The sequence below is a fragment of the Kribbella sp. NBC_00709 genome (genome assembly GCF_036226565.1).
Lineage (GTDB): Bacteria > Actinomycetota > Actinomycetes > Propionibacteriales > Kribbellaceae > Kribbella.
Genome location: NZ_CP108996.1, coordinates 6,118,375 through 6,144,249, shown reverse-complemented (window position 1 = coordinate 6,144,249; position 25,875 = coordinate 6,118,375). Strand labels below are relative to the sequence as shown.

The window sequence follows — 25,875 nt, the reverse complement described above, 5'->3', positions numbered from 1 at the left end:
TGTGATGACGCGGCGTCTTCTTCTGCACTCTGGTTCGGTTCTCGACGTCGACCGCGGTGAGGTTCGTACGGCGGACGTCGTGGTGGAAGGTGATCGGATCGTCGGTGTCGGGCTCGGGCTCGATGGTGATGAGGCGGTCGACTGTGGTGGCGGGATGCTGGTTCCGGGGTTCATCGACTGTCATACGCATGTGTGTATTGCGCAGACGCGGCTTGATCCGTTCGGGTTGCCGCGGTCGGTTCGGCCGTTGTCCGCCGTACTGGTGTTGCGGACGCTGCTCCAGCTCGGCGTGACGACGGTGCGGGATGCGTGGGGCGCCGATGCCGGTGTCCGGATGGCGGTGGAGAAGGGGTGGATCGACGGGCCGGAGTTGTTGATCAGCCTGCGCCAGGTCGGTACGACGGGCGGCATTGGCGACCTGTGGGCGCCGCGGACCGGGGCAGTCGACTTCTTCGACGATCCCTCGCTGCCGGATCCGATCTTCGACGGGCCGGACGCGGCGCGGGCCGTCGTACGGCGGATGGTCCGGGCGGGCGCCGACTGGATCAAGGTGACCGCGACCGGATCGATGGCGATCGGGAAAGGCGTGCACGACCTTGAGCTCACCGCGGACGAGATGGGCGCGCTCGTGGACGAGGCCCGGCGACGCGGCGGCCGGAAGGTCATGGTGCACGCGCACGGAGCGCGGGCGGTCGAGCTGGCCGCGCGAGCCGGGGCGGCGAGCATCGAGCACGGGACTTATCTGGACGAGGGTGCGGTCGCGGCGATGGCTGAGGCGGGCACCTGGTACGTGCCGACGTTGTCCGTCACGCAGTCCGACCCCGAACATGCGCCGGAAGGTGCAGCCGAAGCGCACCGCAACTCGATGCGGCTCGCGATCGACGCCGGAGTACGGATCGCGATGGGCACCGACAATCCCGTCCGGCCACACACGGAGGTGCTGTGGGAGTTGAGGCACCTGGCCGCCGCCGGACTGGGCGATGCCGGGGCGTTGCGGGCGGCAACGATCGAGGCGGCCCGCTTGCTCGGCCTCGCTGAGGACCGCGGCGAGATCGCGGTCGGCAAGCGGGCGGATCTCGTGCTGCTGGATGGGACCGAGCTGGACTGTACTTCGCTCGAGAACCGGATCCGGCAGGTCATTCACAACGGCGTCGAGGTTTGACTCTGACACTGTGTCAGACCTTAGACCGGCTGCATGATGACAGCTGGAGAGGTTGCAGAGCGGATTCGCACAGGTCAGGTCACGTCGCGCGAGGTGACCGAGCAACTGCTGGTGAGAATCGCCGCAGACACCGACGTGAACGCGGTCGTGGAGATCCGCCCGGACCACGCGCTAGCAGCGGCCGACCAGGCTGACGCGGAGGTGGCGGCGGGTCGCAGGGTCGGCCCGCTCCATGGTGTTCCGATGACGGTCAAGGACTGCATCAACGTCGCGGGTCTGCACACGACCTGGGGCAATCCGGCGTTCGCGGAGTACGTCGCCGATCGGGATGCGACCGTCGTGGAGCGGCTGCAGCGGGCCGGCGCGATCATTGTCGGCAAGAGCAATGTGCACACGATGCTCGCGGACTTCGGCCAGACCGTGAACGAGATCTACGGCCGGACGAACAACCCCGCCGACCTCACCCGCACGCCAGGCGGTTCGAGCGGCGGCGGAGCGGCCGCACTGGCCGCGGACCTCACGTACCTCGAGTACGGCTCGGACCTGGTCGGCTCGATCCGGCTCCCGGCGGCCTACTGCGGGGTGTACGGACTGAAGCCGACCAACGGCCTCGTCCCGCAACGCGGCTTCCAGGTCCCGGGTACGCCGGACCTGCTGAGCGAACTGCCCAAGTTGTCGACAATCGGACCACTCGCTCGTTCAGCTGTCGACATCCGCACCGCTCTCCGCGCAACGGCCGGCCCCGAGGCGCCGTACTCGTGGACACTGACGCCGCCCCGGCACCGGCGACTGGAGGACTTCCGCGTCGGCGTCGTCACCGATCACCCGTCGGCGCAGGTCACCAGCGAGGTCGGGGAGGCGCTCTCCGAGACGATCGACCGCTTGGCGCGGAGCGGCGCGAAGATCGTCGAGGGCTGGCCGGACGAGGTCGACCCGGACGAGCAGGGCGATGAGTTCGGCCGGCAGGTCGAGCTGTTCTTCGCGCTGCATGGAGGCGAACCGACCTCGATGATTGTCAACAATCTGCTCGCGACCGAATACGCGCGGCTGGAGGCGCGCAGGAAGTGGCAGCGGTACTTCGAGGACGTCGACGTCTTCCTCTGCCCGACGAGCTTCGCTGTCGCCTTCCCGCACGGATCGACGACGATCAACGATCAGCCGTACGACGCGCAGGTGTTCTGGATCGCCCACGCTTCGTTGACCGGCCACCCCGCCCTGAGCATGCCGATCGGACACACCAAGGACCGGCTGCCGGTCGGCGCCCAGGTGATCGGCCCGTGGCACGAGGACGACACCGCGATCACGTTCGCGGAACTGCTGGCTGGTTGACTGCTTCCCATGTTCGCGATCGGTGAGTTCGCGCGGCACGGGCGGGTGTCGATTCGGATGCTGCGGCACTACGACGCCCTCGGGCTGCTGCGCCCGGCGTACGTCGACCCGGCGACCGGTTACCGCAGTTACACCGCCGGGCAGTTGGCGGACCTGAACCGGATCGTCGCGCTGAAGGATCTCGGGTTCACGCTCGAACAGGTCGGCGCGATGATTGCCGACAATCTCGGTCCGCTCGAGATGCGCGCATTGTTGACAATGCGACGGGCGCAATTGGAGACAACCGTGGCCGAGAGCTACGCACGGCTCGCCCAGGTCGAGGCGCGGTTGCGCGGTCTGGAGGCCGACGATCCGGCGGCGGACATCGTCGTGAAGGAGCTGCCCGCCGTGCGGCTGGTTGGTCTGACGGCGACCGCGGCGAGCTTCACGCCGGAGGACATCACGCCGGTCGTGCACCCGCTGTGCGCGGAGCTCGGCCGACGGCTGCCCGAGGCCGACGTACGCCCGGCGGGCCGGTTGACCTGCCTGTACGAGCGGAATCAGGAATCCGAGGACGAGGTCGTCGTCCGGGCAACCGTTCCGGCAGCGGTCGATGCCGGCGGCAACCTCAACGGACTCGAGGTGATCGACCTCCCGGCGATCCGAGCCGCGACGCTGGTACACCGCGGACCGATCGACCAGGTCCTGCCGGCCTGGCAGGCGCTGGCCCGCTGGATCGACGACAACAACCACCGCGCGGGCGAACCGGCGCGCGAGCTCTACCTCGACACGCCGGACGACCCAGCCGGCTGGGTCACCGAACTGCAGCAGCCGATCAACTAGAGCCGGTTGAACGAGAGGGTTTCGCCGCGGGCGCCGCCCATCCACAGGTCCTGGCAGGCCGCGGCGAACTCGTCGAGGTTCTCGGTCACCGCTCCGAACACGTTGCCCGGCACCCATCCCTGGTCGCCGTTGATCAGCAGATTGTTCCGCCCGTAGAACACCGCGAGGTCGACGATCGCCCCGGTCGTCCCGGTGCCGGTCGTGTTCTCGTACCCGTACGCCGGATTGCCGAGGTCGTCGGAGTCGAACGAGAACCAGCACAGGTCACCCGGGATCGGCGTGATCGTGGTGTTCTCCTTGCCCGGATCGGCCCGAGCGAACGCCGGCAGCAGCGTGTAGATCTCGTTCCGCGCGTACTTGCCGTGGAACACCGGCGCGGACAGCGGCAGCGCGTCCCACACCGCGGCACAGGTTCGCGGCGCTACGTCGTCGAGCAACTTCGCCACACAACTCACGCCGCGCTTGTCCAGGCTGACGGTGATGTACTTGCTCACTTGGCCTCCAAGGTAGGTGTACGCCGATGCCAGTCGGTCGCCGCCTGGTACGCCTGCCCGACCCGCAACGTGAGCGCGTCGGCGTGCCGCGGCGCGACCACCTGCAGACCGACGGGCAGTCCGGCCTTCGTGAACCCGCACGGCACGCTGAGCGCCGGCTGCTGGGTCAGGTTGAACGGATACGTGTACGGCGTCCAGTCGGTCCAATCCGGCGACGCCGAACCGTCCGGCACGTCCTGCCCGACCGGAAACGCGGTGATCGGCAGCGTCGGCGTGACGAGTACGTCGTACTGCTGGTGGAACCGCCCCATCAGCGTCCCGAGATCCATGCGTACTGCGGTCGCATCGAGGAAATCTGACGCCGTGTAAACCGCACCGAGCTCGGCGACGCGGCGCAGTCCTGGATCGACCCGGTCGTCGACCTCGTACGCCGAGAGCACCTTCGCCGCGCCGGACCACCACAACACGTTGAACGCGTCGATCGGATCGCTGAAACCGGGATCGACCTCGGTCACCACGGCTCCCGCATCCGCGAGTACGCCGACCGCGGTCCGGACCAGCGCCTCGACCTCGGGATCGTTGCGGACGAACCCGAGATCGGCCGAGAAACCGACCCGCAGCCCGGCCACCCCGTCGTCGATCCCGGCCAGGAACGACGTCGCCGGCGTCGGCATCGCCGACCAGTCCCGCGGGTCGTACCCGGTGACCACATCGAGCAGCGCCGCCGCGTCCCGCACCGTCCGCGTCATCGGACCAGCGTGCGAAAGCGTCCCGAACGCACTCGGCGGGAAGAGCGGGATCAACCCGTACGTCGGCTTCAGCGCGACCGTACCCGTGAACGCGGCCGGGATCCGGACCGACCCACCGCCGTCGGTGCCGAGCGACCACACGCCCATGCCGAGCCCGACCGCGGTCGCCGAGCCGCCGCTCGACCCGCCGGACGTCTTCGCCGGGTCCCAGGGGTTGCCCGTCGCGCCGTACGTGAACGAGTCGGTGACGCCCTTCCAGGAGTACTCCGGGGTGGTCGTCTTGCCGAGGATCACGGCGCCGGTCTCCCGCAGACGCGCGACCGACGGCGCGTCCTCGTCCCACGGTCCGGCCGGGTCGATCAGCGTGCTGCCGCGCATTGTCGGCCATCCTTTTGTCCACAATGCGTCCTTGATCGACGTGGGTACGCCGTCGCCGGGGCCCAGTGGCTCCCCTGCGTGCCACCGGGCCTCCGACGCCTTCGCGGCGGCCAGTGCGCCCTCGGCATCCACGAGGACGAAGGCATTCACCTGGCCGTCGTACCGCTCGATCGCGTCCAACGCGGCCTGCGTGGCCTCGACCGGCGAGATCTGCTTGCTCCGATAACCCTCGACCAATTCGGTTGCCTGCGTCATCGATCTCCTGTCGGGATGTAGCCGAGTTTCTTGTCCACCACGTTCAGCAGCGGTTCACCGGCCAGCCAGCGCCGGACGTTGGCGGCGAACTGCGCCGCCAACGTGTCGCGCCAGCCGATCACGTCGCCGGACATGTGGGCGGTGATCGTCACGTTCGGCGCATCCCACAGCGGATGGCCGGCGGGCAGCGGCTCGGTGTCGAAGACGTCCAGGGTGGCCGCGATCCGTCCGGTCCCGAGGGCGGCCAGCAGTGCGGTTTCGTCGACAATCGGACCACGCGCAACGTTGACAATGTGCGTCCCTGGCCGCATCGCCGCCAACACCTCGGCGTCCACCAGCGCCCGCGTCGCCTCCGTCAACGGCGCCGCCAGCACAACATGGTCGGCCCACCCCACCTGGGCCGACAAGTTGCCACTAGCAACAACCACACCAAAGTCCGGATCGCCGCGCCGCAGCTCGCCCTGCCCCTGGCCGCCCCGGCCCTGATCCCCCGGCTCTGGATCAACCGGCTGGGCCAGTCGGCCGGCGCCGCGGACTTCCAGGCCGGCCGCGCGGAGCAGCCTTGCGGTGGCGCGGCCGATCGCGCCGGTTCCGACGATCAGTGCCTTCGCGCCGAGGATGCTGCGGGTCTCGCGGTGCTGCCATTCGTGACCGCGCTGCAGGTCGAAGCTGCGCCGGCTGTCCTTGGCGTGCGCGATCACCGCGCCGAGGACGTACTCGGCGATCGGCCGGTCGAACACCCCGTGCGCATTGGTGACGACGACCGCCGAATCACGCAGCTCGTCGAAGAGCAACGTGTCGACTCCGGCCGCGGTGACATGGATCCATTCGAGGCTGCCGGCGTCCGCCCAGACATCCCGGACCGCGGTCGAGAAGAAGTCCCAGAGCATCAGCGCCTGGGCTCCTCGCACGGCGGCACCGAGACCGTCCGCGGCGCAGTACCGGAAGTCGACGGGCAGGTCGTCGAGACCGGGTGGGCGGTCGGTCGCGCGCTCACAGAGCACGGCGATCGCGGGTCGCGGGGAGGATGCTGGCACGCCCATGAGGCTAGGAATTCGCTGGTAGGATTGTCAACAATCTATCCGGGGCCGCACACTGACTCGCATGAGTACGCGCCCGTCCACCCACCCATTGCCGGCACCGGTGCCCACGCTGCTGCAGACCGGCATCGGTGTGGTCGCCCCCTACGACTTCGCGCTCGACCGCGAACTGTGGCGTTGGGTCCCCGACGACGTCACCCTGCACGTCACCCGGACGCCGTACGCGCCGATGGCGGCGACCCTGGAGATGGCCGTCCACATCTCGGATCCCGAAATGGTCGCCCAGACCACGATGAACGTCCTCCCGGTCGGTCCGCTCGCAGTCGCGTACGCGTGCACGTTCGGCAGCTTCATCGGCGGGCTGTCCGGTGAGGCTGGGCTCGTTGAGGCGATGGTCGCAGCCGGAGCACCGGCGGCGGTGACCACGAGCGGCGCGCTCCTGCTAGCGCTGAACCGGCTCGGGATCAGCCGCATCGCGACGGTCACGCCGTACACGAACGACCTCACCGCCGGGCTGACCACGTTCCTCGCCGAGGCCGACATCGAGGTAGTCGCGACCGCCGGGCTCGGGCTGATCGGCCAGATCTGGGCGGTCCCGTACGAGACGACGGTCGAGCTGGTCCGCAGCATCGACAGCGACTCCGCCGAGGCGGTGTTCATCAGCTGCACGAATCTCCCGACGTACGACGTGATCGCGGGTCTGGAGGCCGCACTCGGCAAACCGGTACTGACCGCGAACCAGGTGACCATGTGGTCCGCGCTCGAACTCGCCGGGCGCCGAGGAGTCGGGCCGGGACAGAGTCTGATGGGGGCCGCATGAGCGAGTACGGCGAGCGGCTGGCTCGGGTCCGTGGGGTGATGGCGGACCGCGGTCTGGGCGCGCTGATTGTCAGCGATCCGGCGAACCTGTTCTACCTGACCGGGTACGACGCCTGGTCGTTCTACACCCCGCAGTGCCTGCTCGTCCCTGCGGACGGCGAGGTCCGGCTGTTCGCGCGGGCGATGGATGCGGCCGGGGCGTCGTACACCTGCAACCTGCGCGCGGACCAGGTCCACGGCTATCCCGAGGATCTCGTGCACCGGCCCGACGTACACCCGTACGACTGGATCGCCGGGCTCTGCCGGGACATGATCCCGGCCGGTGCGGACGTCGCGGTCGAGGGCGACGCGCACTACTTCTCCGCCCGCGGTTACCTTGCCCTGAGCAACGGTCTGCCCGGTCACCGGCTGGTCGACTCGGCCGAGCTGGTGAACTGGGTCCGGCTGGTCAAGTCGCCCGACGAACTGCGCCGGCTGCGGATCGCCGGATCGATCGCCGAGCAGGCGATGCGGGTCGCGCTCGAGCAACTCCGGCCGGGACTGCGGCAGTGCGATCTGGTCGCGGAGATCCTCGCCGCGCAGGCGACCGGAACACCCGAGCACGGCGGCGGATACCCGGCGATCGTGCCGATGCTGCCGACCGGTGACGCCGCGGGTACGCCGCACCTGACCTGGACCGACCGCCCGTTCACCGCCGGCGAGGCGACCACGATCGAACTGGCCGGGGTATTCGACCGCTACCACGCTCCGCTCGCGCGCACGGTGATGCTCGGCGACCCGCCGCGCCGACTGCGGGAGACCGCCAAGGTCGTTGCCGACGGCATGCAGGCGACGTTGTCGACAATTCGGCCAGGCGTCACCGGCAGCGCCGTGCACGCCGCGTTCAACGACGTGATCGCGGCGCAGGGCCTGGTCAAGGATTCGCGGATCGGGTACTCGATCGGCATCGGGTACCCGCCGGACTGGGGTGAGCGCACCGTCAGCCTGCGCCCCGGCGAGACGACCGTACTGACCGCGGGGATGGCGTTCCACGTGATCCTCGGGATGTGGATGGACGGCTGGGGTTACGAGCTGTCCGAACCCGTCGCGGTCACCGCGGGCGGAGTGGAACGACTGACCGGCCTGTCCCACGAACTGACGATCAGGAGGTAACCCTGTGACCGCACTCCCGTACGCCGCACGCGCCACCGGACTGGTGGGTTCGGTGATCGACTCGAGTACGACGTTGCTGCACAAGCAGACCCACGACATCGTGCGCTTCGCGATGGGATCACCGGCCGCCGAGGCCGTGCCGGCACAGATATTGTCAACAATCGCCGCCGACCAGCTGAGTCGCCCGGACGCGTACGACTACGCGGCCACCGAAGGCGATCCGCCGCTGCACGCGGCCCTGCTGGAGATGCTGCGCGGGACGAGCGACGAGACCACAGCCGACCGGCTCACCGTCACCGCCGGCGGAATGCAGGGCCTTGACCTGTTCTGCAAGATCTTCGTCGATCCGGGCGACCTCGTGGTCGTCGAGTCGCCGACGTACACGAACGGCAGCGCGACCGCCCTCTCGTACGGCGCGGAGCTGCTCGAGGTGCCGGTCGACGCCGATGGCATGATTGTCGACGATCTACCGCGCCTCCTCGACGGGCGGACGCCGAAGGCGATCTACACGATCCCGACGTTCCAGAACCCGTCCGGCGCGACACTCTCGCTCGAACGACGGCACCGCCTGCTCGAGCTGGCGCGGTCGTGGGGCTCGATGGTGATCGACGACGACCCGTACGGCCTGCTCCGGTTCGCCGGCGAGCCGTTGCCGACACTGCGTGAACTGGGCGCGGGCGATCCGCTGGTGTTCGCCGTACGGACGTTCTCGAAGATCGTCGCGCCGGGTCTGCGCGTGGGCTGGGTGGACGCCGCCCCGGAGTTGCAGCAGCTGCTGATCAACGCCAAGCAGGCGATGGACACCTGCACCAACCTGCCCGCCCAGCGGCTGCTCGCCGGCTTCCTCGAGGGTGGCCATCTCGAGAATCACCTGGTCACGCAGCAGGCGCAGTACAAGCGTCGCAAGGAGGCGATGCACGAGGCGTTGACCGAGCACTTCGGCGACATCGCGCGATGGACCGATCCGGAGGGCGGCTTCTTCCTCTGGGTCACGCTGGAGAACGGCGTCAACACCGAGGAACTGTTCGAGCTCGCGCTCGCCGAAGGCGTCGCCTTCATCCCCGGCCCGGCCTTCTCCCCGACCGGCCGCTTCACCGACGCGTTCCGCCTGTGCTTCGCCTCGACGCCGCCGGACCGGATCCACGAGGGCGTTGCCCGGCTGCGACGCGCCACGGACAAGCTAGTCGGGTAGCGCGTCGGCCAGCAGCTCGGCCAGGTGCTGGGCACGTCGGCTGGTTCCTTGCGCGATCTGGGTGCGGCAACTGAAGCCGTCGGCAAGTACTGCAGTTGCTTCAGGCAACGACCGCACGGCAGGCAGCAGGACCCGCTCACCGACGGCTTTCGACACCTCGTAGTGGTCGCGCTCGAAGCCGAAGTTGCCGGCCAGGCCGCAGCAGCCCGAATCCGGGACGGTCGCGTCGATGCCGGCCGCAACCATCAACTTGCGGTCGGCATCGAACCCGAGCACCGCATGCTGATGGCAGTGCGTCTGGACCAGCGCCTCTCCCCCGACCTGCGGCGGATTCCAGCCTGCGTCGACGAGCAGCTCGGAAAACGTGTGCGTAGTCGCGGCGGCCTTGGCTGCCAGCGGATTGTCGGCGCAAAGGTCGGGAGCGTCGTGGCGGAGCGCCGCCGTACAGCTGGGCTCGAGCCCGACGATCGGCGTACCGGCCTCGAGGTGTGGCGCGAGCGTCTGCAACGAACGGTCGAGGACGCGGCGAGCCTTCGACAGCTGGCCGGTCGAGATCCAGGTGAGGCCGCAGCACACCGGCTTCGCGGGCAGTACGACCTCGAAACCCGCAGCCTCCAACACAGTCACCGCGGCCCGACCGATCTCGGGCGCGAGGTAGTTGGTGAAGGTGTCCGGCCAGAGCACGACCTTCTGCCCGCCCGCCGGCCGCTCGCGCCGCCCGAACCATTGCGTGAAGCTCTCGCTCGCGAACGCCGGCACGTCCCGCTCCGCAGCGATCCCGCCGAGCCGCTTGGTCAGTTGCAAACCGGCAAACCGGTTCGCGATCCCCGGCGCCCGCGAGGCGAGCCGCGACCACAGCGGCAGCCAGCCCATCGACCAGTGCGACATCGGCCGCTTCCACGGCCGCCGTTCGTAGAAGTGCTGGGTGAACTCGGCCTTGTACGTCGCCATGTCCACATTCACCGGACAGTCCGAAAGACAGCCCTTGCAGGACAGGCACAGATCCAGCCCATCGCGTACTTCGGTCGACCGCCAACCGTCCTTGATCACGTCGCCCTGCAACATCTCCCACAACAGATGCGCCCGCCCGCGGGTCGAATGCAGCTCCTCCCGGGTCACCTGATAACTCGGGCACATCACCCCGCCCGAGCTCTGCCGGCACTTCCCGATCCCCACGCACCGCCGTTGGGCCTGGGCGAAGTCGTGCCCGTCCTCGGGGTAGTCGAACAGCGTTGCCACGTGGCGATCCTTCGCCGGACCGTCGTGCCGGATCGCCAGGTCGAGCGGCGGCGGGGCGACGATCATCCCCGGATTCATCACCGCGCCCGGATCCCAGATCTGCTTCAATTCGCCGAACAGCGCGACCCCGTCGGCGCCGTACATCCGGGTGAGCAGCTCGCCACGCGCCCGCCCGTCGCCGTGTTCGCCGGACACCGAGCCACCAAGCTCGACCACCAGGTCGGTCGCCTGCTCGACGAAGTCCCGGTACGTCGCGATGCCGCGCGTACTGAGCAGGTCGAAGTCGATCCGCATGTGCATGCAGCCCTCGCCGAAATGCCCGTACGACGCACCGGACAGACCGTGCCGCCCGAGTACCTCGTCGAGCCCGCGGAGGTACGCGCCCAATCGCTCTGGCGGTACGGCGGCGTCCTCCCAACCGCCCCACGCCTCGGCACCGTCCGCGCGCCGGGTCGCGAGACCGGCCGCATCCGTGCGGCAGCGCCAGAGAACGGCTTGCGCCTTCGGATCGGTGACGAGGGATGCGGTGGCGGATGATCCATCGTCGTGTAGGTCATCGAGCATCGTCCGGGCGGCCTGGGCGGCGTCGGTCTCGTCCTCGCCGCCGATCTCGACCAGAAGCCAGGCGTTTCCGGCCGGGAGTCCGGCGCGGATCGCGGCGTCGCGAACCTCGGCGGGGAGCCGCTCGACCAGGTCGCTGTTGATCGATTCCATCGTCAGCGGGCCATGGCGCAGGACGACCGGAACGCAGTCCGCCGAAGCGATCGAGTCGGCGAACCCGAGCGCACAAAGAACCTTTGCCTTGGGCAACTCAGCCAGCTTGACGGTGGCACGCAGGGTCGCCGCGAGACCGCCTTCACTCCCGGAGAGCAGCCCGGCGACGTTGTAGCCGTACTCCGGCAGCAGCCGATGCAGCGCATAACCCGAGATCTGCCGACTGAACCGCCCGAACCGCCGCCGAATCTGCAACTCGTGCCGATCCACAAACCCCTGCAAGGCTCGATGCACCTCCCCCTCGCGCCCCGGTCGAGCACCCAACGCAGCTCGCGCGACGGAGCCGGCCGGAACGCTCATCCTCGTGCCGTCGGCGAGGACGATGTCGAGGGACTGGAGGTTGTCGGCGGTGGTACCCCACGCAACCGAATGGGCGCCGCAGGCGTTGTTGGCGATCATGCCGCCGAGGGTGGCGCGGCTCGCGGAGGACGGGTCGGCGCCGAAGGCCAGCCCGTGCGGCTTCGCGGCCGCGAGCAGATCCGTCAGTACGACGCCCGGCTCGACGACCGCGGTCCGGGTCGTGGGGTCGAGGTCCAGGATGCGGTTCACATGCCGCGACGCGTCGATCACCACGCCACCGATCGCATTGCCGGCCATCGACGTACCGCCGCCCCGGACGACCACCGGCGCGCCGGCCGCCGCCGTCAGCGCGACAGCGGCCGCGAGCTCATCGGCATCGGCGGGTACGACGACCAGGTCGGGCACCGCGCGGTAGTTCGAGCCGTCCGCCGCGTACAGCGCCCGCGTCCGCCGGTCGTCCGCGACCACCCGATCGCGCCGCCGTGCGCCCGGCGATTCCCCACGGAGCTCCCGCCGCAAGGCGTCCAGCAACCGCGCGACGTCGTACTCAGGGTTTAACATTGTCGACAATCTACCCATTTCGGTGTGCGTCAGCCAGGAGGTCGGATGGTCACGGTAGGCCTGCTCTATCCCGGACACAGCGCCGAGGACGACTACCCCGCGCTCGAGGCCAGGCTCGACGGAGCGGTCAAACTGCCGGTCGTGATCACCTCCGTGGGCGAGGACGCGCACCGGGTCGACGCGCTGCTCGATCTCGGCCGCGCGGAGCGACTCGCCGAAGGCGCCTCCGAGCTCGCGTCCTCCCAACCGGACGCGGTGATGTGGGCGTGCACGTCGGGCAGTTTCGTGTTCGGGCCGGAGGGCGCCCGCATCCAGGCCTCGGGCGTCGCGCAGGCGCTCGGCGTACCCGCATCGTCCACCTCGATCGCGTTCGTCGACGCCTGCACCCAGCTCGGCATCCGGCGGGTCGCGATCGCCGCGTCGTACCCGGAAGATGTCGCGCAGCACTTCGTCCGGTTCCTGACCGGCGGCGGCGTCGAGGTGGTGTCGATGGGCAGCCACGGCATCATCACCGCCGCGGAGGTCGGGACGCTGGGTCCGGAGCAGGTCGTCGCGATGGTGAAGGCCGCCGACCACCCGGACGCCGAGGCGATCCTGGTGCCGGACACCGCGATGCACACATTGGAGATTGTCGACGAGCTGGAGGCGGCGGTCGGCAAGCCAGTACTCACGGCGAACCAGGTGACGGTCTGGAAAGGCCTGGCGTTGGTCGGCCCGGTACCTTGTCTGCCAGGTCTGGGCACGCTGTTCAGCAGGGATACAAGGGGGACGTCGCAGTGACCAGTTACATCGAGCCGCTGGCTCAGGAGTCGACGCCGAGCATCATCGCCGACAAACTCCGGCTGGCGATCGGCCACGGCGAGCTGAAGCCCGGCATGCAGCTCGGCGAGGCCGACCTGGCCCGCAAGCTCGGCGTCAGCCGCGGACCGCTGCGGGAAGGCATGCAACGACTGACGCAGGAGGGGCTGCTGGTCTCGATCCGCAACCGCGGCCTGTTCGTCATCGACATGACGCCCGAGGACGTCCGCGACATGTACCTGGCGCGCGAGGCGATCGAACGCGCCGCGGCCCTGCAGATCATCCTGCGCGGTGACCACGAGGCGGCCGGAACGGCACTCGCCGCGATCGCCGACCGGATGACCGGAGCCGACGGAGATCCGGCCGCGGTCGGCGAGCTCGACATCGAGTTCCACGAGCTCCTCGTGCGGCTGGCCTGCAGCCCCCGGTTGTCGCGGATGCACCAGACGTCCATCACCGAGACCCGGATGTGCATCCACGCGCTGGAGGAGACGTACCTCGCCACCGACGCCCGTGCCGTCGAGCATCTGCGCCTCGCCGAGGCGATCCGGACCGGCGACGCCGCGCTCACCGAGCAGCTCCTGATCGCCCACATGGACGACGCCGTACAACGCCTCGTCAACCGCTGAGTTCCGTCAGGACACGGCGATGCCGATGTACTTCGTTTCGAGGTACTCGTCGATGCCGACGGACCCGCCTTCGCGGCCCAGGCCCGACTGCTTGACGCCTCCGAAGGGAGCCGCTGGGTTCGAGACGACGCCCTGGTTGAGGCCGACCATGCCGGTATCGATCGACTCCGCGACCCGCAGCGCCCGGCGGAGATCGTTCGTGAAGACGTAGGCGACCAGACCGTACTCCGTGTCGTTGGCGGCGCGTACCACCTCGTCCTCGGTGCTGAACGGGGTCAGCGGCGCCACCGGTCCGAAGATCTCCTGGTCCACCATCGCGGCCTCACGCGGTACGCCGGTCAGCACCGTCGGCGGGTAGAAGAACCCGTTGCCAGCAGCAACTTCTCCCCCGGTCAGCACGGTCGCCCCGCGGTCGACCGCGTCCGCTACCAGCGACCGCACCTTCTCCAGCCCGGCCTCGTCGATCAGCGGCCCGACGTTCACGTCCGGCTCGGTCCCGCGTCCGACGGTCAGCGCTCCCATCCGCGCCGCGAGCCGACGGCCGAACTCGTCGATCACCGAATTGTGCACAAAAATACGATTGGCCGCCGTACACGCCTCGCCCATGTTCCGCATCTTCGCCGCGAGCGCACCCGTCACCGCTTCGTCCAGATCGGCGTCCTCGAACACGATGAACGGCGCATTGCCGCCCAGTTCGAGCGAGGTCCGCAGTACCTTCTCCGCACACTGCTCGAGCAGGACCCGGCCGACCCGCGTCGAGCCGGTGAAGGACAGCTTCCGCGCCAGCCCGGATCGGATCAGCGGCTCCATCACGCCGCCTGCGTCCATCGCGGTGACACAGTTGACCGCCCCGGCCGGTACGCCGGCCTCGGCCAGGATCTCCATCAACGCCAGCATCGACAGCGGGGTCTGGTGGGCGGGCTTGATGACGCTCGTGCAGCCGGCCGCGATCGCCGGACCGAGTTTGCGGGTCCCCATCGCCATCGGGAAGTTCCACGGGATGATCAGCAGGCATGGACCGACCGGCTGCTTCGCGATCAGGAAGCGCGCGTTGCCGGCCGGCGCGGTCTGGTACCCGCCGTCGATCCGGAGCGCCTCGCCGGCGAAGTGCCGGAAGAACTCGGCCGCGTAGGCGATCTCGCCGCGCGCCTCCGGCAACGGCTTGCCCATCTCCAGCGTCATCAGCAGCGCCAGGTCGTCGACCCGCTCCATCAACAGCCCGTACGCCGTCATCAGCATGTCGGCACGCTCTCGCGGCGAGGTCCGGGCGAAGTCCGGCTGCGCGGCCACCGCTGCCTCGAGCGCGGCCCGCCCATCGGCCGGTGACGCATCGGCCACTGCGCAGAGCACCTCGCCGGTGGACGGATCGACAACGTCGAAGGTCGCCCCGCGAGTCGCCTCGGCCCACTTCCCGTCGATGAACAGCCGCTTCTCGACCGCCTCGACCACCCTGGCCTCGACCACGCTGGACTCGTCCATATGCACCCCTTCACCGGCGTCAACTGCTGAGATACGCTGATTGTCGACAATCTACCATTCGACTTGTCAACGATTCGACAACTGGAGGGGAAGTCCGTGGCCGAGCTCTCGCAGATCCTGAAGCAGGCGACCGGCGTCGTCGCCGCCCGCGGTGTGGGCGTGCAACTGTTCGACGAGGACGACCGCAGGTATCTGGATTTCACCGCCGGCATCGGCGTCACCTCGACCGGGCACTGCCACCCGCGCGTCGTCGCGGCCGCCCAGGAGCAGGTCGCCAAGATCATCCACGCGCAGTACACGACCGTGATGCACCGGCCGCTGCTCGACCTGGTCGATCGGCTCGGCCAGGTCCTCCCCCGGCACCTCGACCGGATGTTCTTCGCGAACTCCGGCAGCGAGGCGATCGAGGCGGCGCTGCGACTCGTCCGGCAGGCGACCGGCCGACCTAACGTGATCGTGTTCCACGGCGGCTTCCACGGCCGGACCGTGGCCGCGGCCTCGATGACGACGTCCGGCACGAAGTTCCGCTCCGGCTTCAGCCCGTTGATGGCCGGTGTCCACGTCTCGCCGTTCCCGGACCCCGGCCACTTCGGCTGGCCGGTCGAACAGGCGACCGACTTCGCACTCAGCCAACTCGACTACGTGCTGCAGACCCTGAGTACCCCGGCCGACACCGCGGCGTTCTTCGTCGAGCCGGTCCTCGGCGAAGGCGGGTACGTGCCGGCGAACGAGCGGTTCTTCGCCGGGCTGCGGGAGCGCGCCGACGCGCACGGGATCCTGCTCGTGGTCGACGAGGTGCAGACGGGCTTCGGGCGGACCGGCAAGTTCTGGGGCGGCGACCACTTCGGTTCGCATCCGGACGTGCTGGTCACCGCGAAGGGCCTGGCCTCCGGCTTCCCGCTGTCCGGGATCGCCGCGTCGGCGGAGCTGATGGAGAAGGCGTGGCCGGGCTCGCAGGGCGGTACGTACGGCGCGAACGCAGTGGCGTGCGCGGCGGCGCTGGCGACTCTCGACGTGATCGAAGACGAAGGCCTGGTGCAGAACTCGGCCGACCGCGGCGCGCAATTGAAGCAGGCGCTGCAGTTGGTCGCGGACAAGCACGAGCGGATCACCGATGTGCGCGGGCTCGGTCTGATGATCGGCAACGAGTTCCGGGACGCGGACGGTAAGCCTGACGCGGCGACGGCGACCGCAGTACAGCAGGAGGCGGCCCGTCGGGGGTTGCTGCTACTTACCTGCGGTGCCTGGGGTCAGGTCGTCCGGTTCATCCCGGCCCTGGTTGTCTCCCCCGATGAGATCGACGAGGCTGCGGGGCTCTGGTCCGACGCAGTCTCCGCCGTCATCGGCTGAGCACACGAGGCTGAAGACAGGAGGCTGAGCACAAGAGGAGGCCGGTCCGCGTCAGCGCGGTCCGGCCTCCTTTGCGCGTCAGGCCTTGGCGGGGGCGGGTTCGAGGGCGACGGGCGGCGGGGCGTCCTCGGTGCCTGGGATCTCGGTGCCGTTGATCGGGCACCGCGAGGTCTCCGGCACCCGGGCCAATGCGATCGCGCCGACCACGCAGGCCGCCATCATGTAGTACGCCGGGACCAGCGAGTCGCCCAGTTTCTGGGTGAGCCAGTCGTTGACCGCGGGCGCCGTACCGCCGAAGAGCGATGTCGACACGTTGTACGCGATCGCGAACCCGGCGTACCGGACGTGGGTCGGGAACATCGCCGGGAAGGTCGCCGAGATCGTCGCCAGCTGCGGCACGTAGAGCAGCCCGAGTACGGCGAACCCGATGATCGCGCCGGCCAGATTCGTCCCCATCAGCAGGAACATCGGCACGCCGAACACGAAGAGCCCGGCCAGCGACGCCCACCACAGCGGTTTGCGGCCGACCCGGTCCGACATCCGGCCGGCGAACGGCACGAACACCATCATCATCAGCATGCCGATGATCGGCACGATCAGCGACTGGTCCGAACTCAGCCCGATCTCCTTCTCGAGGTACGTCGGCATGTAGGTCAGCAGCGTGTAGTTGACGACGTTCAGCGCGATCACCATGCCGCCGAGCCGCAGGATCGGGGCCCAGTAGCCGGCCAGCAGGTCCTTGAACTGATGCGCCGTCTGCTCTTCCTTCTGGCCCTTCGCCTCGAGCTCGCGGAAGACCGGGGTGTCCTCCAGCCGGGACCGGAGGTAGACCCCGACCAGACCGAGCGGCGCGGCGACGAGGAACGGCAGCCGCCAGCCCCACGCGTGCATCGCGTCGTCGCCGAGCACCAGCGAGAAGAACAGCATCAGCAACGCACCGGCGGAGAAGCCGGCCAGCGTGCCGAACTCCAGGAAGCTGCCGAGGAACCCGCGCTTGCGGCTCGGCGCGTACTCGGCCATGAAGGTCGCGGCACCGCCGTACTCGCCGCCGGTCGAGAAGCCCTGGATCATCCGGAGCACGACGAGCAGCGCCGGCGCCCAGTAGCCGATCGTGTCGAACGACGGGACGAGACCGGCGCACAGGGTCGCGCCGGACATCATCAGGATCGTGATCGCCAGCACGTGCTTGCGGCCGAGCCGGTCGCCGAGCGGTCCCCAGACCAGACCGCCGAGCGGCCGGACCAGGAATGAGACGGCGAACGTCATCAGCGCCAGCAGCGTCGCGCTCTGGGTGTCGCCGGGGAAGATCGCGGCCGAGATGTACGTCACGCCGTACGCGTAGATGCCGTAGTCGAACCATTCGGTCGCGTTGCCGATCGCCGAGGCGGCGATCGCCTTCCTCAGTACGGCGGGCGACTGCTCATGCTCGACTGTGGGCGTAGCCCGGGGCGGCTGGGAGCCCTTCGGGGGCTGGGTCTCGGCGTCCACGGTTTCCTCCTGTCGTCTTACGGCCTCAACCCGGGTGCCCACCTCACGTCAATCAACACACTCCACCGGGGCAGGTCGTAGTTTTGTTGACAATCCGAAGGTTAACCATGTGCGTTCGTGAACAGCAAGGAGTGACTCGCAGTCGATCAGTTCTTCTCGGCGAGTGACGCCAGCCCGGCGGTGATCACCGCGATGCCGAACTCGAACCGCTCGTCGCCGCTGGCACCGGACGTCAGCGGGCCCGACAGGGCCACGCTCAGCGGGAAGCGATCGGCCGGCAGCGACTCGAAGTACGACCGGAGCCCGCCGACGAATCGCTCGACATCCTCGGGCGTCCAGTCGGACGCGCCCTGCACCGTCTCCTCGAAGGCGACGGCCGTCACGTAGAGCGGGATCAGGTCGACCGCCCACGCCGCCGCCTGATCCGGGATGTTGCCCGCCTTCAGCAGCGTCAGGATCCGCTCGGTGCTCATCAGTGCCCGCTCCCCCAGCGGTACGGTGCCGATCGCGGCCCGCGCGACACCTGGATTGGCCCGCATCGCCCGCAGCATCTCGCGCATCATCGCCTTCAGCTGCTCCTGCCAGCGGGCCGGATCGACCGCATCGTCGTACCTCATCTGCGCGGCGGCCCGCTCGACCAGCAGTTGATCCAGCTCGCGCTTGTTCGCGACATGCGCGTAGAGCGAGGCCGGTCCGGTGCCGAGCGCCTGCGCGATCTTGCGCATCGAGACCGCCTCGTACCCCTGGTCGACCAGCACCCGCATCGCAGCGTCGACGATCCGCTCCCGGTTGAGCGGCTCCTTCGGCGCGCGGGTGGGCTTCGCGGGGGTGATCGGCTGCCACGGGGGTTGGGTCATACGAACACTGTACTTGACGCGAACGATGTTCGGGAGTAGAACAGTGTTCGTCAACGAACACCGTTCGAAATCTCGAGGGGGCCGCTATGAGCACCGCACTGGAAAATCCGCCCGACACCACGACCGCCGCGAGTGGTACGCCGTACCGCTGGCGCTGGATCGTGCTCGCGACGATCCTGATCGCCGAGATCATGGACCTGGTCGACGCGACCATCGTCAACATCGCGGCCCCGTCGATCCGGGCCGAGCTCGGCGGCTCCGAGTCGGCCATGCAGTGGATGCTGGCCGGCTACACGCTGGCCTTCGCGATCGGGCTGATCACCTTCGGCCGGCTCGGCGACCTGGTCGGCCGCCGCCGGTTGTTCCTGATCGGCGCCCTCGGATTCACCGTCGCGTCCGCGGTCTGCGGGCTGGCGACCAGCCCCGAACTGCTGATCGGCAGCCGCGTCGCGCAGGGTCTGCTCGGCGCGGTGATGATCCCGCAGGGCTTCGCGATCCTGAAGTCGATCTTCCCGTCCGAGGAGCTCGGCAAGGCGTTCGCGATGTTCGGCCCGGTGATGGGATTGTCGGCAGTCGCCGGCCCGATCCTCGCCGGCGTGCTGATCGACGCGAACTGGTTCGACGCCGGCTGGCGCACGATCTTCTTCATCAACGTGCCGATCGGCATCGCGGCCCTCGTCGGCGCGTCGAAGTTCATGCCCGAGGTGAAGATGCCCGGCGCCTCCCGCCTCGACACCGCCGGGGTGCTGCTCGTCAGCCTCGCCTCGGGTCTGCTGATCTACCCGCTCGTCCAGGGCCGTGAGCTCGGCTGGCCGTTGTGGACAATCCTCATGGTGGCCAGCTCGATTGTCGTCTTTGCGCTGTTCGGCTGGCGGGAGCGCCGCTCCGGCAACCCGGTCATCGACCCGTCGCTGTTCCGCAACCGCGGGTACGTCGCCGGCCTCGGCGTCATCACCACGTTCTTCCTCGCGATGAACGGCTTCATGCTGGTCTTCAACCTGTTCACCCAGCTCGGTCTGCACTACAGCCCGCTGAAGGCCGGCCTCGCGATGGTGCCGTTCTCACTCGGCATCGCGATCGGCGCGCCGCTGTCCGGCGGTCTGCTCGCCCCGAAGCTCGGCCGCAAGGCGCTGCAGCTCGGTGTCGCAGTGATGACGGTGGCGATGGCCGGCGTCTGGTTCACGCTGCACACGTACGGCGACGCGACCACGATCTGGAACCTGGTCCCGGCGACGCTCGCCACCGGAATCGGCGCCGGCCTGGTCTTCGCTCCGCTGTTCGACATCATCCTGGCCTCGATCGACGACCAGGCCGCCGGCTCGGCGTCCGGCGTACTGACCGCGATGCAGCAGTACGGCGGCGCCATCGGCGTCGCGGTGATCGGCACTGTGTTCTTCCAGCTGCTGCCGGCCCACGCCTTCCTCGGCGCCACCAAGACGTCGGTCCTGGTCGCGATCGGGCTGTTCATCATCAGTCTGGCTGTCACCTTCCTGCTGCCCAAGCGGGCCCGGGAGCAGGTCAGTCACGGCTGACGAAACCCTCCTTCACCAACCAGTCCATGGCGACGTCGGCGGGCTCGCGTCCGTCGACGTCGACCTGGGCGTTGAGGTCGATCAGCACCGGGTCGGTCAGCTTGTCCGACACCGGCTGCAGCAGGTCCTGCAGCTGCGGGTACTTGTCCAGCACCTTCTTACTGATCACCGGCGCCACGTTGTACGCCGGGAAGTACTTCTTGTCGTCCTGCAGTACGACGAGATCCAGCGACTTGATCCGCCCGTCGGTCGTGTAGATCTCCCCGAACCGGCAGTCTCCATGACTGGTCGCGGCATACACCGCGCCGGTGTCCAGGGTCCGGATGTTGTTCCGCGGTACGCCGGAGCCCAGCGGGATCCCGTAGTGCTCGAGCATCGGCTCGAAGCCGTCGTTCCGGTTCGCGAACTCGGACTCGACGCAGAACGTCCGCTCCTTCATCGGCAACGACGCGACCTGCGACAGCTTGGTGAGGTGCAGCCGGTCGGATTCCTTCCGGGTCATCGCGAAGCCGTAGCTGTTGTTCATCGGCGCCGGCTTCAGCCACACCAGCCCGTACTTCTCCGCGTCCTCCTTCCGCACCGCGTCGTACTGCTTCTGCTTGTCGGGGATGCCGGTGTCGTGGCCGAGGTACGAGATCCAGGCGGTGCCGGTGTACTCCCAGGCCATCTGGATCTGGCCGCCGATCATCGCCTGCCGGGACGTGTCGCTGCCGGGCATGTTCGTCAGGTCCTGCACGTGCGCGCCGGCCGATCGCATCAGGATCGCGGCGATCTTGCCGAGGATCAGCTGCTCCTGGAAGTTCTTCGACCCGATCGCGATCGAGAGGCCGTCCAGGCTCTTCACCGAGCGCAGCGGACCTTGGAGCGCACCGGTCGGCACGAAACCGCCGCTGGTCCCCAGTCCACATCCGCTCAGCACCAGCGCGACCGCACAGGCCATTGCCATCAGCCGCTTCATCCGAGCCCCCTCGGTCGGGTGACCTCTTCGAGCACGCGGCCCGCCCAATCGATCAGGAGCGCCAGGGCCGCGACGAGTACGGCGCCGCTGATCAGCACCGGGTACCGCAGAAGGCGAATGCCCGTTGTGATGAGGCTGCCCAGTCCCCCGGCGTCGATGAACGTCGCAAGGGTTGCGGTGCCGACGACCAGAACGAGCGCGGTCCGGATGCCGGCCATGATCACCGGTACGGCGAGCGGCAGCTCGATCCGCCCGAGGACGGCCACGGTCGACATCCCCATCCCGCGGCCGGCCTCGACCAGAGTCGGGTCGACGCCTTGCAGGCCGACGATCGTGTTCCGCAGTACCGGCAGGATCGCGTACAGGCACAGCGCGAGGATCGCGGTCCAGAAGCCGAAGCCGAGCCAGATCGCGAGCAGCACGATCAGTCCGATCACCGGCGCCGCCTGGCCTGCGTTCGCCACCGCGACCACGAGCGGGGCGGCGCGACGAGACCGCGGCCGGGTCAGCGCGATGCCCAGCGGTACGGCGATCAGCAGCACGATGACCGTGGCGACAACGGTGAGTTCGAGGTGCTGGAGCGTCAGCCGGCCGACGAGCGACCATTCGAGCTGTCGCTGTTCGATCGAGTCGAGCTCGGCCTGGGACCGCCAGATCGCCCAGACCGCGACGACGATCGCGACGAACAACGGCTGCCCGATCAGCAGCCCCCACGACGGGCGGCGTGCGCGAGTCGCCGCGAGCCCTGCGGCCGCAGCCTTCGCGTCGGCCAGGTTCTCCTTCGGCTGAAGGTCTTGGGTCACCGTCACTGCGCGACCTCCTCCGGCTCCGCGGAACCGTTGCCGTCCTGGATCCTGGCCAGCACCGCCTGGAAGTCGACGACGCCCAGGTACTCGTCCCGCCGGCCGGTCACGACGGCGCTGCCGTGGCTGCACATCAGCATCGTGTCGAGCGCATCGTTCAGGGTCGCGCGCCGGTCGATCGTGACCAGGTCTGTGTCCTCGTGCGGCGCCGGGACGGTGTCCACGTCCGACAGGTCTGTGGTCCACATCCAGTCCACCGGCCGTCGGCGCCGGTCGAGGACGACGACCGAGTCGTCACCGGCCGCGGTGGCGGCTCGCAGTACGGCGGGAGCCGGGTCGCCGATCTCCGCGACCGTCGGCTGACCGAGCTCGATCTCACTGACCCGGCTCAGCGTCAGCTGCTTCAAAGCAGCGCCCGCGCCGACGAAGTCCGCGACGAACCGGTCGGCCGGGTTCGCCAGGATCGCTTCGGGGGTGTCGTACTGCGCGATCTGCGCGCCCTCGGTCAGGATCAGGATCCGGTCGCCGAGCTTCACCGCCTCGTCGAAGTCGTGCGTGACGCAGACGATCGTCTTGCGCAGCTCCTCCTGGATGCTGAGCAGCTCGTCCTGCAGCCGCTGCCGGGTGATCGGGTCGACCGCACCGAACGGCTCGTCCATCAGGATCACCGGCGGGTCGGCGGCGAGTCCGCGGGCCACACCGACGCGTTGTTGCTGACCGCCGGACAGCTCCCGCGGGTAGCGGTCGCGGTACCGGTCCGGGTCGAGGCCGACGAGCTCGAGCAGTTCGCCGACGCGTTCCGCCGTACGGCGTTTGTCCCAGCCGAGCAGGCCCGGGACGAGGGCGATGTTCTGGGTGACGGTCATGTGCGGGAACAGGCTGCCGCCCTGGATCACGTACCCGATCCGGCGGCGCAGGTCGTCGTCGTCCTGCCGGCTGATGTCCTCGCCGCCGATCTTGATGCTGCCGGACGTCGGCTCGATCAGCCGGTTGATCATCTTCAGCGAGGTGGTCTTGCCGCAGCCGGACGGGCCGACGAACATCACGATCTCGCCGGCCGGGATCTGCAGGGACAGGCCCTCGACCGCGGGTTTGCGCTGGCCCGGGTACCGCTTCACGACGTCGGTCAGTTCGATGTCGACGCCGCTGATGGCAGGTTCGGTTTCAGGCACGGATACCCCTCGAGGTGGTCAGGCGGCCGACGAGCAGCAGCATGGCGTCCAGGATCAGAGCGAGCAGGACAACGCCGATCGTGCCGACCAGCGCGGAGTTGAGAGCGTTCTTGCCACCGATCTGGGTCAGGCCGGTGAAGATGAAACTGCCCAGGCCAGGTCCGAGCACGTACGCCGCGATGGCCGCGATACCCATCGACATCTGGGCCGAGACCCGGACGCCGGCCAGGATCACCGGCCAGGCCAGCGGCAGCTCGATCCGGAGCAGCGTCCGGACCGCACCCATACCCATCCCACGGGCCGACTCGATCAGGGTCGCGTCGACGCCGGCCAGACCGACGACGGCGTTCCGCAGGATCGGCAGGCACGCGTAGAACGTGACCGCAATCACGGAAGTGGCGGTGCCGATACCGGCGAACGGGATCATCAGGCCGAGCAGCGCGAACGACGGAATGGTCAGGCCGACCGCGCTGACCGCGCCGGCCAGTGACGCGATCCGTGGATTGCGGTGCACGACGACCGCCAGGCCGACCGCGATCACGGTGGCCAGGAGTACGCACTGGATGACCAGGCTCAGGTGCTGGTAGCTCTGGTAGAGCAGTTGTGAATGACGCTCAGTTATGTAGTCCCACACGCGGTAGCCGGTACCCAACAAGCGTTCGCTTACACGTCGGGACGGTCCGTGTCAGAGTCCGGACATGCCGAAGCCCCTGGTCACCGGTGCGGCGCCAGGGGCTTCGAGGTGAATCAGTTGAACGAGTCGCCGCAGGCGCAGGAGCCGGTGGCGTTCGGGTTGTCGATCGTGAAGCCCTGCTTCTCGATCGTGTCGACGAAGTCGATCGACGCGCCCTTCAGGTACGGCGCGCTCATCCGGTCGGTCACGACGCTGACGCCATCGAAGTCGGCCACCACGTCACCGTCGAGCTGACGCTCGTCGAAGAACAGCTGGTACCGCAGGCCGGAGCACCCGCCCGGCTGCACGGCGACCCGCAGCGCGAGGTCGTCGCGACCTTCCTGGTCGAGCAGCGCCTTCACCTTGGCTGCGGCCCCGTCGGTGAGGAGAACACCCGTGGCGACGGCCTGCTCGGTCTGCGCTTCAGTCATTCCTGACTCCAGTCATCTGCTCAAGTGCCGACGCACAGCTCCGTCGGCACGGAAGTCTCTTGTCAACACGCACCAACACCGGTCGGTCCGCGCTCATTCCCATGGTCGCACACCTATTTCACAGATCAACCAGCCTGGCCATCTACTGATCAGCGCGCCCAGGTCCGGGCGACACGCTCCGCGACCGTGGCGAGCGAGCCGTGCGGGTCCGCGAACGCCCGCTCCTCGCCGACCGCGTCGACCAGCGCGTACGCCGACTCCACGCCCATCGAACGCATCTCCCGGGACCCGATCAGCACCTTCCCGGCGAGGACGACGCACGGCCGCATCGCGTCGTTCGCCACCTTCGCGACGCCGGCGATCACCTTGCCGTCGCGGGACTGGAAGTCGAACGCGCCCTCACCGCTCAGCACCAGGTCCACCCGGGCGGCCTTCTCCTTCAGCCCGGTCAGCTCGGCGACCAGGTCGATCCCGGACACCCGCTCCGCGCCGAGCAGCAGGAGCGCATACCCGAGCCCGCCCGCCGCACCCGCACCCTTCTGATCGGCCGTCTTCCGGTCGGCGAGCTCCGCGAAGTGGGTCAACCACCCGTCGACCTGGGGCTTCCGCTCGTCCCCGATCCCCTTCTGCGCCCCGAACACATTCGTCGCGCCGCGGAGCCCGAGCATCGGATTCTCCACATCACTCGCGGCAACGAACTCGATCCCGGCGACGCGCTCCCGCGCCGGCTGGAGATCCACCGCCGTCAGACCGGCAAGCCCACCGGCCCCGCCGTCCAGGTGACCTGACTCACCCGTCGCGCCGAGGGCGGCGAGCATGCCGGCGCCCGCGTCGTTCGTACCGGAGCCACCCAGGCCGAGGATGATCCGTTTCGCGCCGGCGTCGATCGCGGCCGCGATCAGTTGCCCGACGCCGTACGTCGTCGCCTCCTCGGGCCGGCGGTCCTTCGGCTCGACCAGGTGCAATCCGCACGCCTGCGCAGTCTCGACGTACGCCGTCTCTCCCGCCAGCAGCACCGTCGCCGGGGTTTCGTCGCCGAGCGGGCCGCGCACCGTGACCGAGAGCAGCGTCCCGTCGACCACCGCGGACAGCACGTCGATGAACCCGGGCCCACCGTCGGCCATCGGCGCGACCAGCACCTCGGCCCCGGGGTCCCGCCGCCGCCATCCTTCCTCGATGGCCGCGGCCGCCTCCACAGCCGTCAACGTGCCCGCGAACTTGTCCGGCGCAATCAGGATCCGCATGCCCACATCCTCCCCCACCACCGCCACCGGCCGGGCGGCCCGTCCGCGAATCCACCGCGACCCCGGACACCTCCTAATGGGTCTTATCGGGTCGGTCGCTGGCAGACTCGGTGCCTGGTAGCCGCTGGCGGGTGAGCACTCATACCTCCTGGACTGTTTGAGTCCTGTCGACAGAGCGTGCCCTCGCCGGTGGTC

General features: G+C 68.9%; 23 protein-coding genes. 10 read left to right on the top strand and 13 right to left on the bottom strand.

Going from position 1 to position 25,875, the window contains the following annotated elements:
- Window positions 1-4 precede the first annotated feature (4 nt).
- From OHA18_RS30145 to OHA18_RS30135, 3 genes are read left to right on the top strand one after another with little or no spacing between them, the layout of a single operon-like run.
- Complete coding sequence (locus tag OHA18_RS30145; RefSeq protein ID WP_328998706.1) at window positions 5-1,162, top strand: amidohydrolase family protein; 1,158 nt, start codon at window positions 5-7, stop codon at window positions 1,160-1,162.
- A gap of 33 nt (window positions 1,163-1,195) precedes the next feature.
- The gene (locus OHA18_RS30140; protein WP_328998705.1) at window positions 1,196-2,491 is read left to right on the top strand and encodes an amidase family protein; all 1,296 of its coding nucleotides are present in this window, start codon (window positions 1,196-1,198) and stop codon (window positions 2,489-2,491) included.
- Window positions 2,492-2,500: 9 nt separating this feature from the next.
- Window positions 2,501-3,313, top strand: a complete 813-nt coding sequence (locus OHA18_RS30135; protein ID WP_328998704.1) for a MerR family transcriptional regulator — start codon at window positions 2,501-2,503, stop codon at window positions 3,311-3,313.
- Here the strand turns inward: OHA18_RS30135 and OHA18_RS30130 are convergent.
- From OHA18_RS30130 to OHA18_RS30120, 3 genes are read right to left on the bottom strand one after another with little or no spacing between them, the layout of a single operon-like run.
- On the bottom strand, window positions 3,310-3,807 hold the full coding sequence (locus OHA18_RS30130; RefSeq protein WP_328998703.1) for a DUF3830 family protein: 498 nt from the start codon (window positions 3,805-3,807) through the stop codon (window positions 3,310-3,312). The genes OHA18_RS30135 and OHA18_RS30130 overlap by 4 nt on opposite strands.
- The gene (locus OHA18_RS30125) at window positions 3,804-5,189 is read right to left on the bottom strand and encodes an amidase (protein ID WP_328998702.1); all 1,386 of its coding nucleotides are present in this window, start codon (window positions 5,187-5,189) and stop codon (window positions 3,804-3,806) included. Before OHA18_RS30125 ends, OHA18_RS30130 begins: the two co-directional genes overlap by 4 nt.
- Entirely contained in the window at window positions 5,186-6,226 is a 1,041-nt protein-coding gene (locus OHA18_RS30120) for a D-2-hydroxyacid dehydrogenase (RefSeq protein WP_328998701.1), read from the bottom strand. Before OHA18_RS30120 ends, OHA18_RS30125 begins: the two co-directional genes overlap by 4 nt.
- A 67-nt stretch (window positions 6,227-6,293) precedes the next feature.
- Between OHA18_RS30120 and OHA18_RS30115 the strand changes: the two genes are divergently transcribed.
- From OHA18_RS30115 to OHA18_RS30105, 3 genes are read left to right on the top strand one after another with little or no spacing between them, the layout of a single operon-like run.
- Window positions 6,294-7,049, top strand: a complete 756-nt coding sequence (locus OHA18_RS30115) for a maleate cis-trans isomerase family protein (RefSeq protein ID WP_328998700.1) — start codon at window positions 6,294-6,296, stop codon at window positions 7,047-7,049.
- Complete coding sequence (locus tag OHA18_RS30110) at window positions 7,046-8,200, top strand: M24 family metallopeptidase (protein ID WP_328998699.1); 1,155 nt, start codon at window positions 7,046-7,048, stop codon at window positions 8,198-8,200. The genes OHA18_RS30115 and OHA18_RS30110 overlap by 4 nt, the downstream gene beginning before the upstream one ends.
- Window positions 8,201-8,204: 4 nt before the next feature.
- Window positions 8,205-9,392 carry an aminotransferase-like domain-containing protein gene (locus tag OHA18_RS30105; RefSeq protein ID WP_328998698.1) on the top strand — a complete coding sequence of 396 codons (1,188 nt, stop codon included), beginning with the start codon at window positions 8,205-8,207 and terminating at the stop codon, window positions 9,390-9,392.
- Here the strand turns inward: OHA18_RS30105 and OHA18_RS30100 are convergent.
- Window positions 9,381-12,266 carry an FAD-binding and (Fe-S)-binding domain-containing protein gene (locus tag OHA18_RS30100; protein WP_328998697.1) on the bottom strand — a complete coding sequence of 962 codons (2,886 nt, stop codon included), beginning with the start codon at window positions 12,264-12,266 and terminating at the stop codon, window positions 9,381-9,383. The genes OHA18_RS30105 and OHA18_RS30100 overlap by 12 nt on opposite strands.
- Before the next feature lie 45 nt (window positions 12,267-12,311).
- Here OHA18_RS30100 and OHA18_RS30095 point away from each other — a divergent pair, with 45 nt between their 5' ends.
- Both OHA18_RS30095 and OHA18_RS30090 read left to right on the top strand, forming a co-directional pair.
- On the top strand, window positions 12,312-13,046 hold the full coding sequence (locus tag OHA18_RS30095; protein ID WP_328998696.1) for a maleate cis-trans isomerase family protein: 735 nt from the start codon (window positions 12,312-12,314) through the stop codon (window positions 13,044-13,046).
- Window positions 13,043-13,693: a GntR family transcriptional regulator gene (locus OHA18_RS30090; RefSeq protein WP_328998695.1), complete on the top strand. Its 651-nt coding sequence runs from the start codon at window positions 13,043-13,045 to the stop codon at window positions 13,691-13,693. Before OHA18_RS30095 ends, OHA18_RS30090 begins: the two co-directional genes overlap by 4 nt.
- Before the next feature lie 6 nt (window positions 13,694-13,699).
- Here the strand turns inward: OHA18_RS30090 and OHA18_RS30085 are convergent, their stop codons facing one another.
- Complete coding sequence (locus tag OHA18_RS30085) at window positions 13,700-15,172, bottom strand: NAD-dependent succinate-semialdehyde dehydrogenase (RefSeq protein ID WP_328998694.1); 1,473 nt, start codon at window positions 15,170-15,172, stop codon at window positions 13,700-13,702.
- 96 nt (window positions 15,173-15,268) lie between these two features.
- Here OHA18_RS30085 and OHA18_RS30080 point away from each other — a divergent pair, with 96 nt between their 5' ends.
- A complete protein-coding gene (locus tag OHA18_RS30080; RefSeq protein ID WP_328998693.1) occupies window positions 15,269-16,522 on the top strand; it encodes an aspartate aminotransferase family protein in 1,254 nt (417 codons plus the stop codon).
- 78 nt (window positions 16,523-16,600) lie between these two features.
- Here OHA18_RS30080 and OHA18_RS30075 read toward each other — a convergent pair whose 3' ends face one another.
- Both OHA18_RS30075 and OHA18_RS30070 read right to left on the bottom strand, forming a co-directional pair.
- Window positions 16,601-18,010, bottom strand: a complete 1,410-nt coding sequence (locus tag OHA18_RS30075; RefSeq protein ID WP_328998692.1) for an MFS transporter — start codon at window positions 18,008-18,010, stop codon at window positions 16,601-16,603.
- Window positions 18,011-18,156: 146 nt separating this feature from the next.
- Window positions 18,157-18,867 (bottom strand): TetR/AcrR family transcriptional regulator, encoded by a 711-nt coding sequence (locus OHA18_RS30070; protein WP_328998691.1) that lies wholly within the window; start codon window positions 18,865-18,867, stop codon window positions 18,157-18,159.
- An 86-nt stretch (window positions 18,868-18,953) separates the two neighbouring features.
- On the opposite strand from OHA18_RS30070, the gene OHA18_RS30065 reads away from it, so the two are divergent.
- Window positions 18,954-20,399 carry a DHA2 family efflux MFS transporter permease subunit gene (locus OHA18_RS30065; protein ID WP_328998690.1) on the top strand — a complete coding sequence of 482 codons (1,446 nt, stop codon included), beginning with the start codon at window positions 18,954-18,956 and terminating at the stop codon, window positions 20,397-20,399.
- Here the strand turns inward: OHA18_RS30065 and OHA18_RS30060 are convergent.
- The 6 genes from OHA18_RS30060 to OHA18_RS30035 all read right to left on the bottom strand — a co-directional run bounded on the left by OHA18_RS30060 (window position 20,386) and on the right by OHA18_RS30035 (window position 25,680).
- Window positions 20,386-21,357 carry a glycine betaine ABC transporter substrate-binding protein gene (locus OHA18_RS30060; RefSeq protein ID WP_328998689.1) on the bottom strand — a complete coding sequence of 324 codons (972 nt, stop codon included), beginning with the start codon at window positions 21,355-21,357 and terminating at the stop codon, window positions 20,386-20,388. The genes OHA18_RS30065 and OHA18_RS30060 overlap by 14 nt on opposite strands.
- Window positions 21,354-22,166, bottom strand: coding sequence for an ABC transporter permease (locus tag OHA18_RS30055; RefSeq protein WP_328998688.1), 813 nt, complete (start codon window positions 22,164-22,166; stop codon window positions 21,354-21,356). The genes OHA18_RS30060 and OHA18_RS30055 overlap by 4 nt, the downstream gene beginning before the upstream one ends.
- Window positions 22,163-23,332: an ABC transporter ATP-binding protein gene (locus OHA18_RS30050; RefSeq protein ID WP_328998687.1), complete on the bottom strand. Its 1,170-nt coding sequence runs from the start codon at window positions 23,330-23,332 to the stop codon at window positions 22,163-22,165. The genes OHA18_RS30055 and OHA18_RS30050 overlap by 4 nt, the downstream gene beginning before the upstream one ends.
- Entirely contained in the window at window positions 23,325-23,984 is a 660-nt protein-coding gene (locus OHA18_RS30045; RefSeq protein ID WP_328998686.1) for an ABC transporter permease, read from the bottom strand. Before OHA18_RS30045 ends, OHA18_RS30050 begins: the two co-directional genes overlap by 8 nt.
- A gap of 95 nt (window positions 23,985-24,079) precedes the next feature.
- A complete protein-coding gene (gene erpA / locus OHA18_RS30040; RefSeq protein WP_184833982.1) occupies window positions 24,080-24,436 on the bottom strand; it encodes an iron-sulfur cluster insertion protein ErpA in 357 nt (118 codons plus the stop codon).
- A gap of 149 nt (window positions 24,437-24,585) precedes the next feature.
- On the bottom strand, window positions 24,586-25,680 hold the full coding sequence (locus OHA18_RS30035) for a glycerate kinase family protein (RefSeq protein ID WP_328998685.1): 1,095 nt from the start codon (window positions 25,678-25,680) through the stop codon (window positions 24,586-24,588).
- Between the last annotated feature and the right edge of the window lie 195 nt (window positions 25,681-25,875).

Bases quoted from the DNA above. Each gene is read 5' to 3' on its own strand.
- OHA18_RS30145 (WP_328998706.1), top strand. From the start codon at position 5: ATGACGCGGCGTCTTCTTCTGCACTCTGGTTCGGTTCTCGACGTCGAC.
- OHA18_RS30140 (WP_328998705.1), top strand. From the start codon at position 1,196: ATGATGACAGCTGGAGAGGTTGCAGAGCGGATTCGCACAGGTCAGGTC.
- OHA18_RS30135 (WP_328998704.1), top strand. From the start codon at position 2,501: ATGTTCGCGATCGGTGAGTTCGCGCGGCACGGGCGGGTGTCGATTCGG.
- OHA18_RS30125 (WP_328998702.1), bottom strand. From the start codon at position 5,189: ATGACGCAGGCAACCGAATTGGTCGAGGGTTATCGGAGCAAGCAGATC.
- OHA18_RS30115 (WP_328998700.1), top strand. From the start codon at position 6,294: ATGAGTACGCGCCCGTCCACCCACCCATTGCCGGCACCGGTGCCCACG.
- OHA18_RS30110 (WP_328998699.1), top strand. From the start codon at position 7,046: ATGAGCGAGTACGGCGAGCGGCTGGCTCGGGTCCGTGGGGTGATGGCG.
- OHA18_RS30100 (WP_328998697.1), bottom strand. From the start codon at position 12,266: ATGTTAAACCCTGAGTACGACGTCGCGCGGTTGCTGGACGCCTTGCGG.
- OHA18_RS30095 (WP_328998696.1), top strand. From the start codon at position 12,312: ATGGTCACGGTAGGCCTGCTCTATCCCGGACACAGCGCCGAGGACGAC.
- OHA18_RS30085 (WP_328998694.1), bottom strand. From the start codon at position 15,172: ATGGACGAGTCCAGCGTGGTCGAGGCCAGGGTGGTCGAGGCGGTCGAG.
- OHA18_RS30070 (WP_328998691.1), bottom strand. From the start codon at position 18,867: ATGACCCAACCCCCGTGGCAGCCGATCACCCCCGCGAAGCCCACCCGC.
- OHA18_RS30065 (WP_328998690.1), top strand. From the start codon at position 18,954: ATGAGCACCGCACTGGAAAATCCGCCCGACACCACGACCGCCGCGAGT.
- OHA18_RS30060 (WP_328998689.1), bottom strand. From the start codon at position 21,357: ATGAAGCGGCTGATGGCAATGGCCTGTGCGGTCGCGCTGGTGCTGAGC.
- erpA (WP_184833982.1), bottom strand. From the start codon at position 24,436: ATGACTGAAGCGCAGACCGAGCAGGCCGTCGCCACGGGTGTTCTCCTC.
- OHA18_RS30035 (WP_328998685.1), bottom strand. From the start codon at position 25,680: ATGCGGATCCTGATTGCGCCGGACAAGTTCGCGGGCACGTTGACGGCT.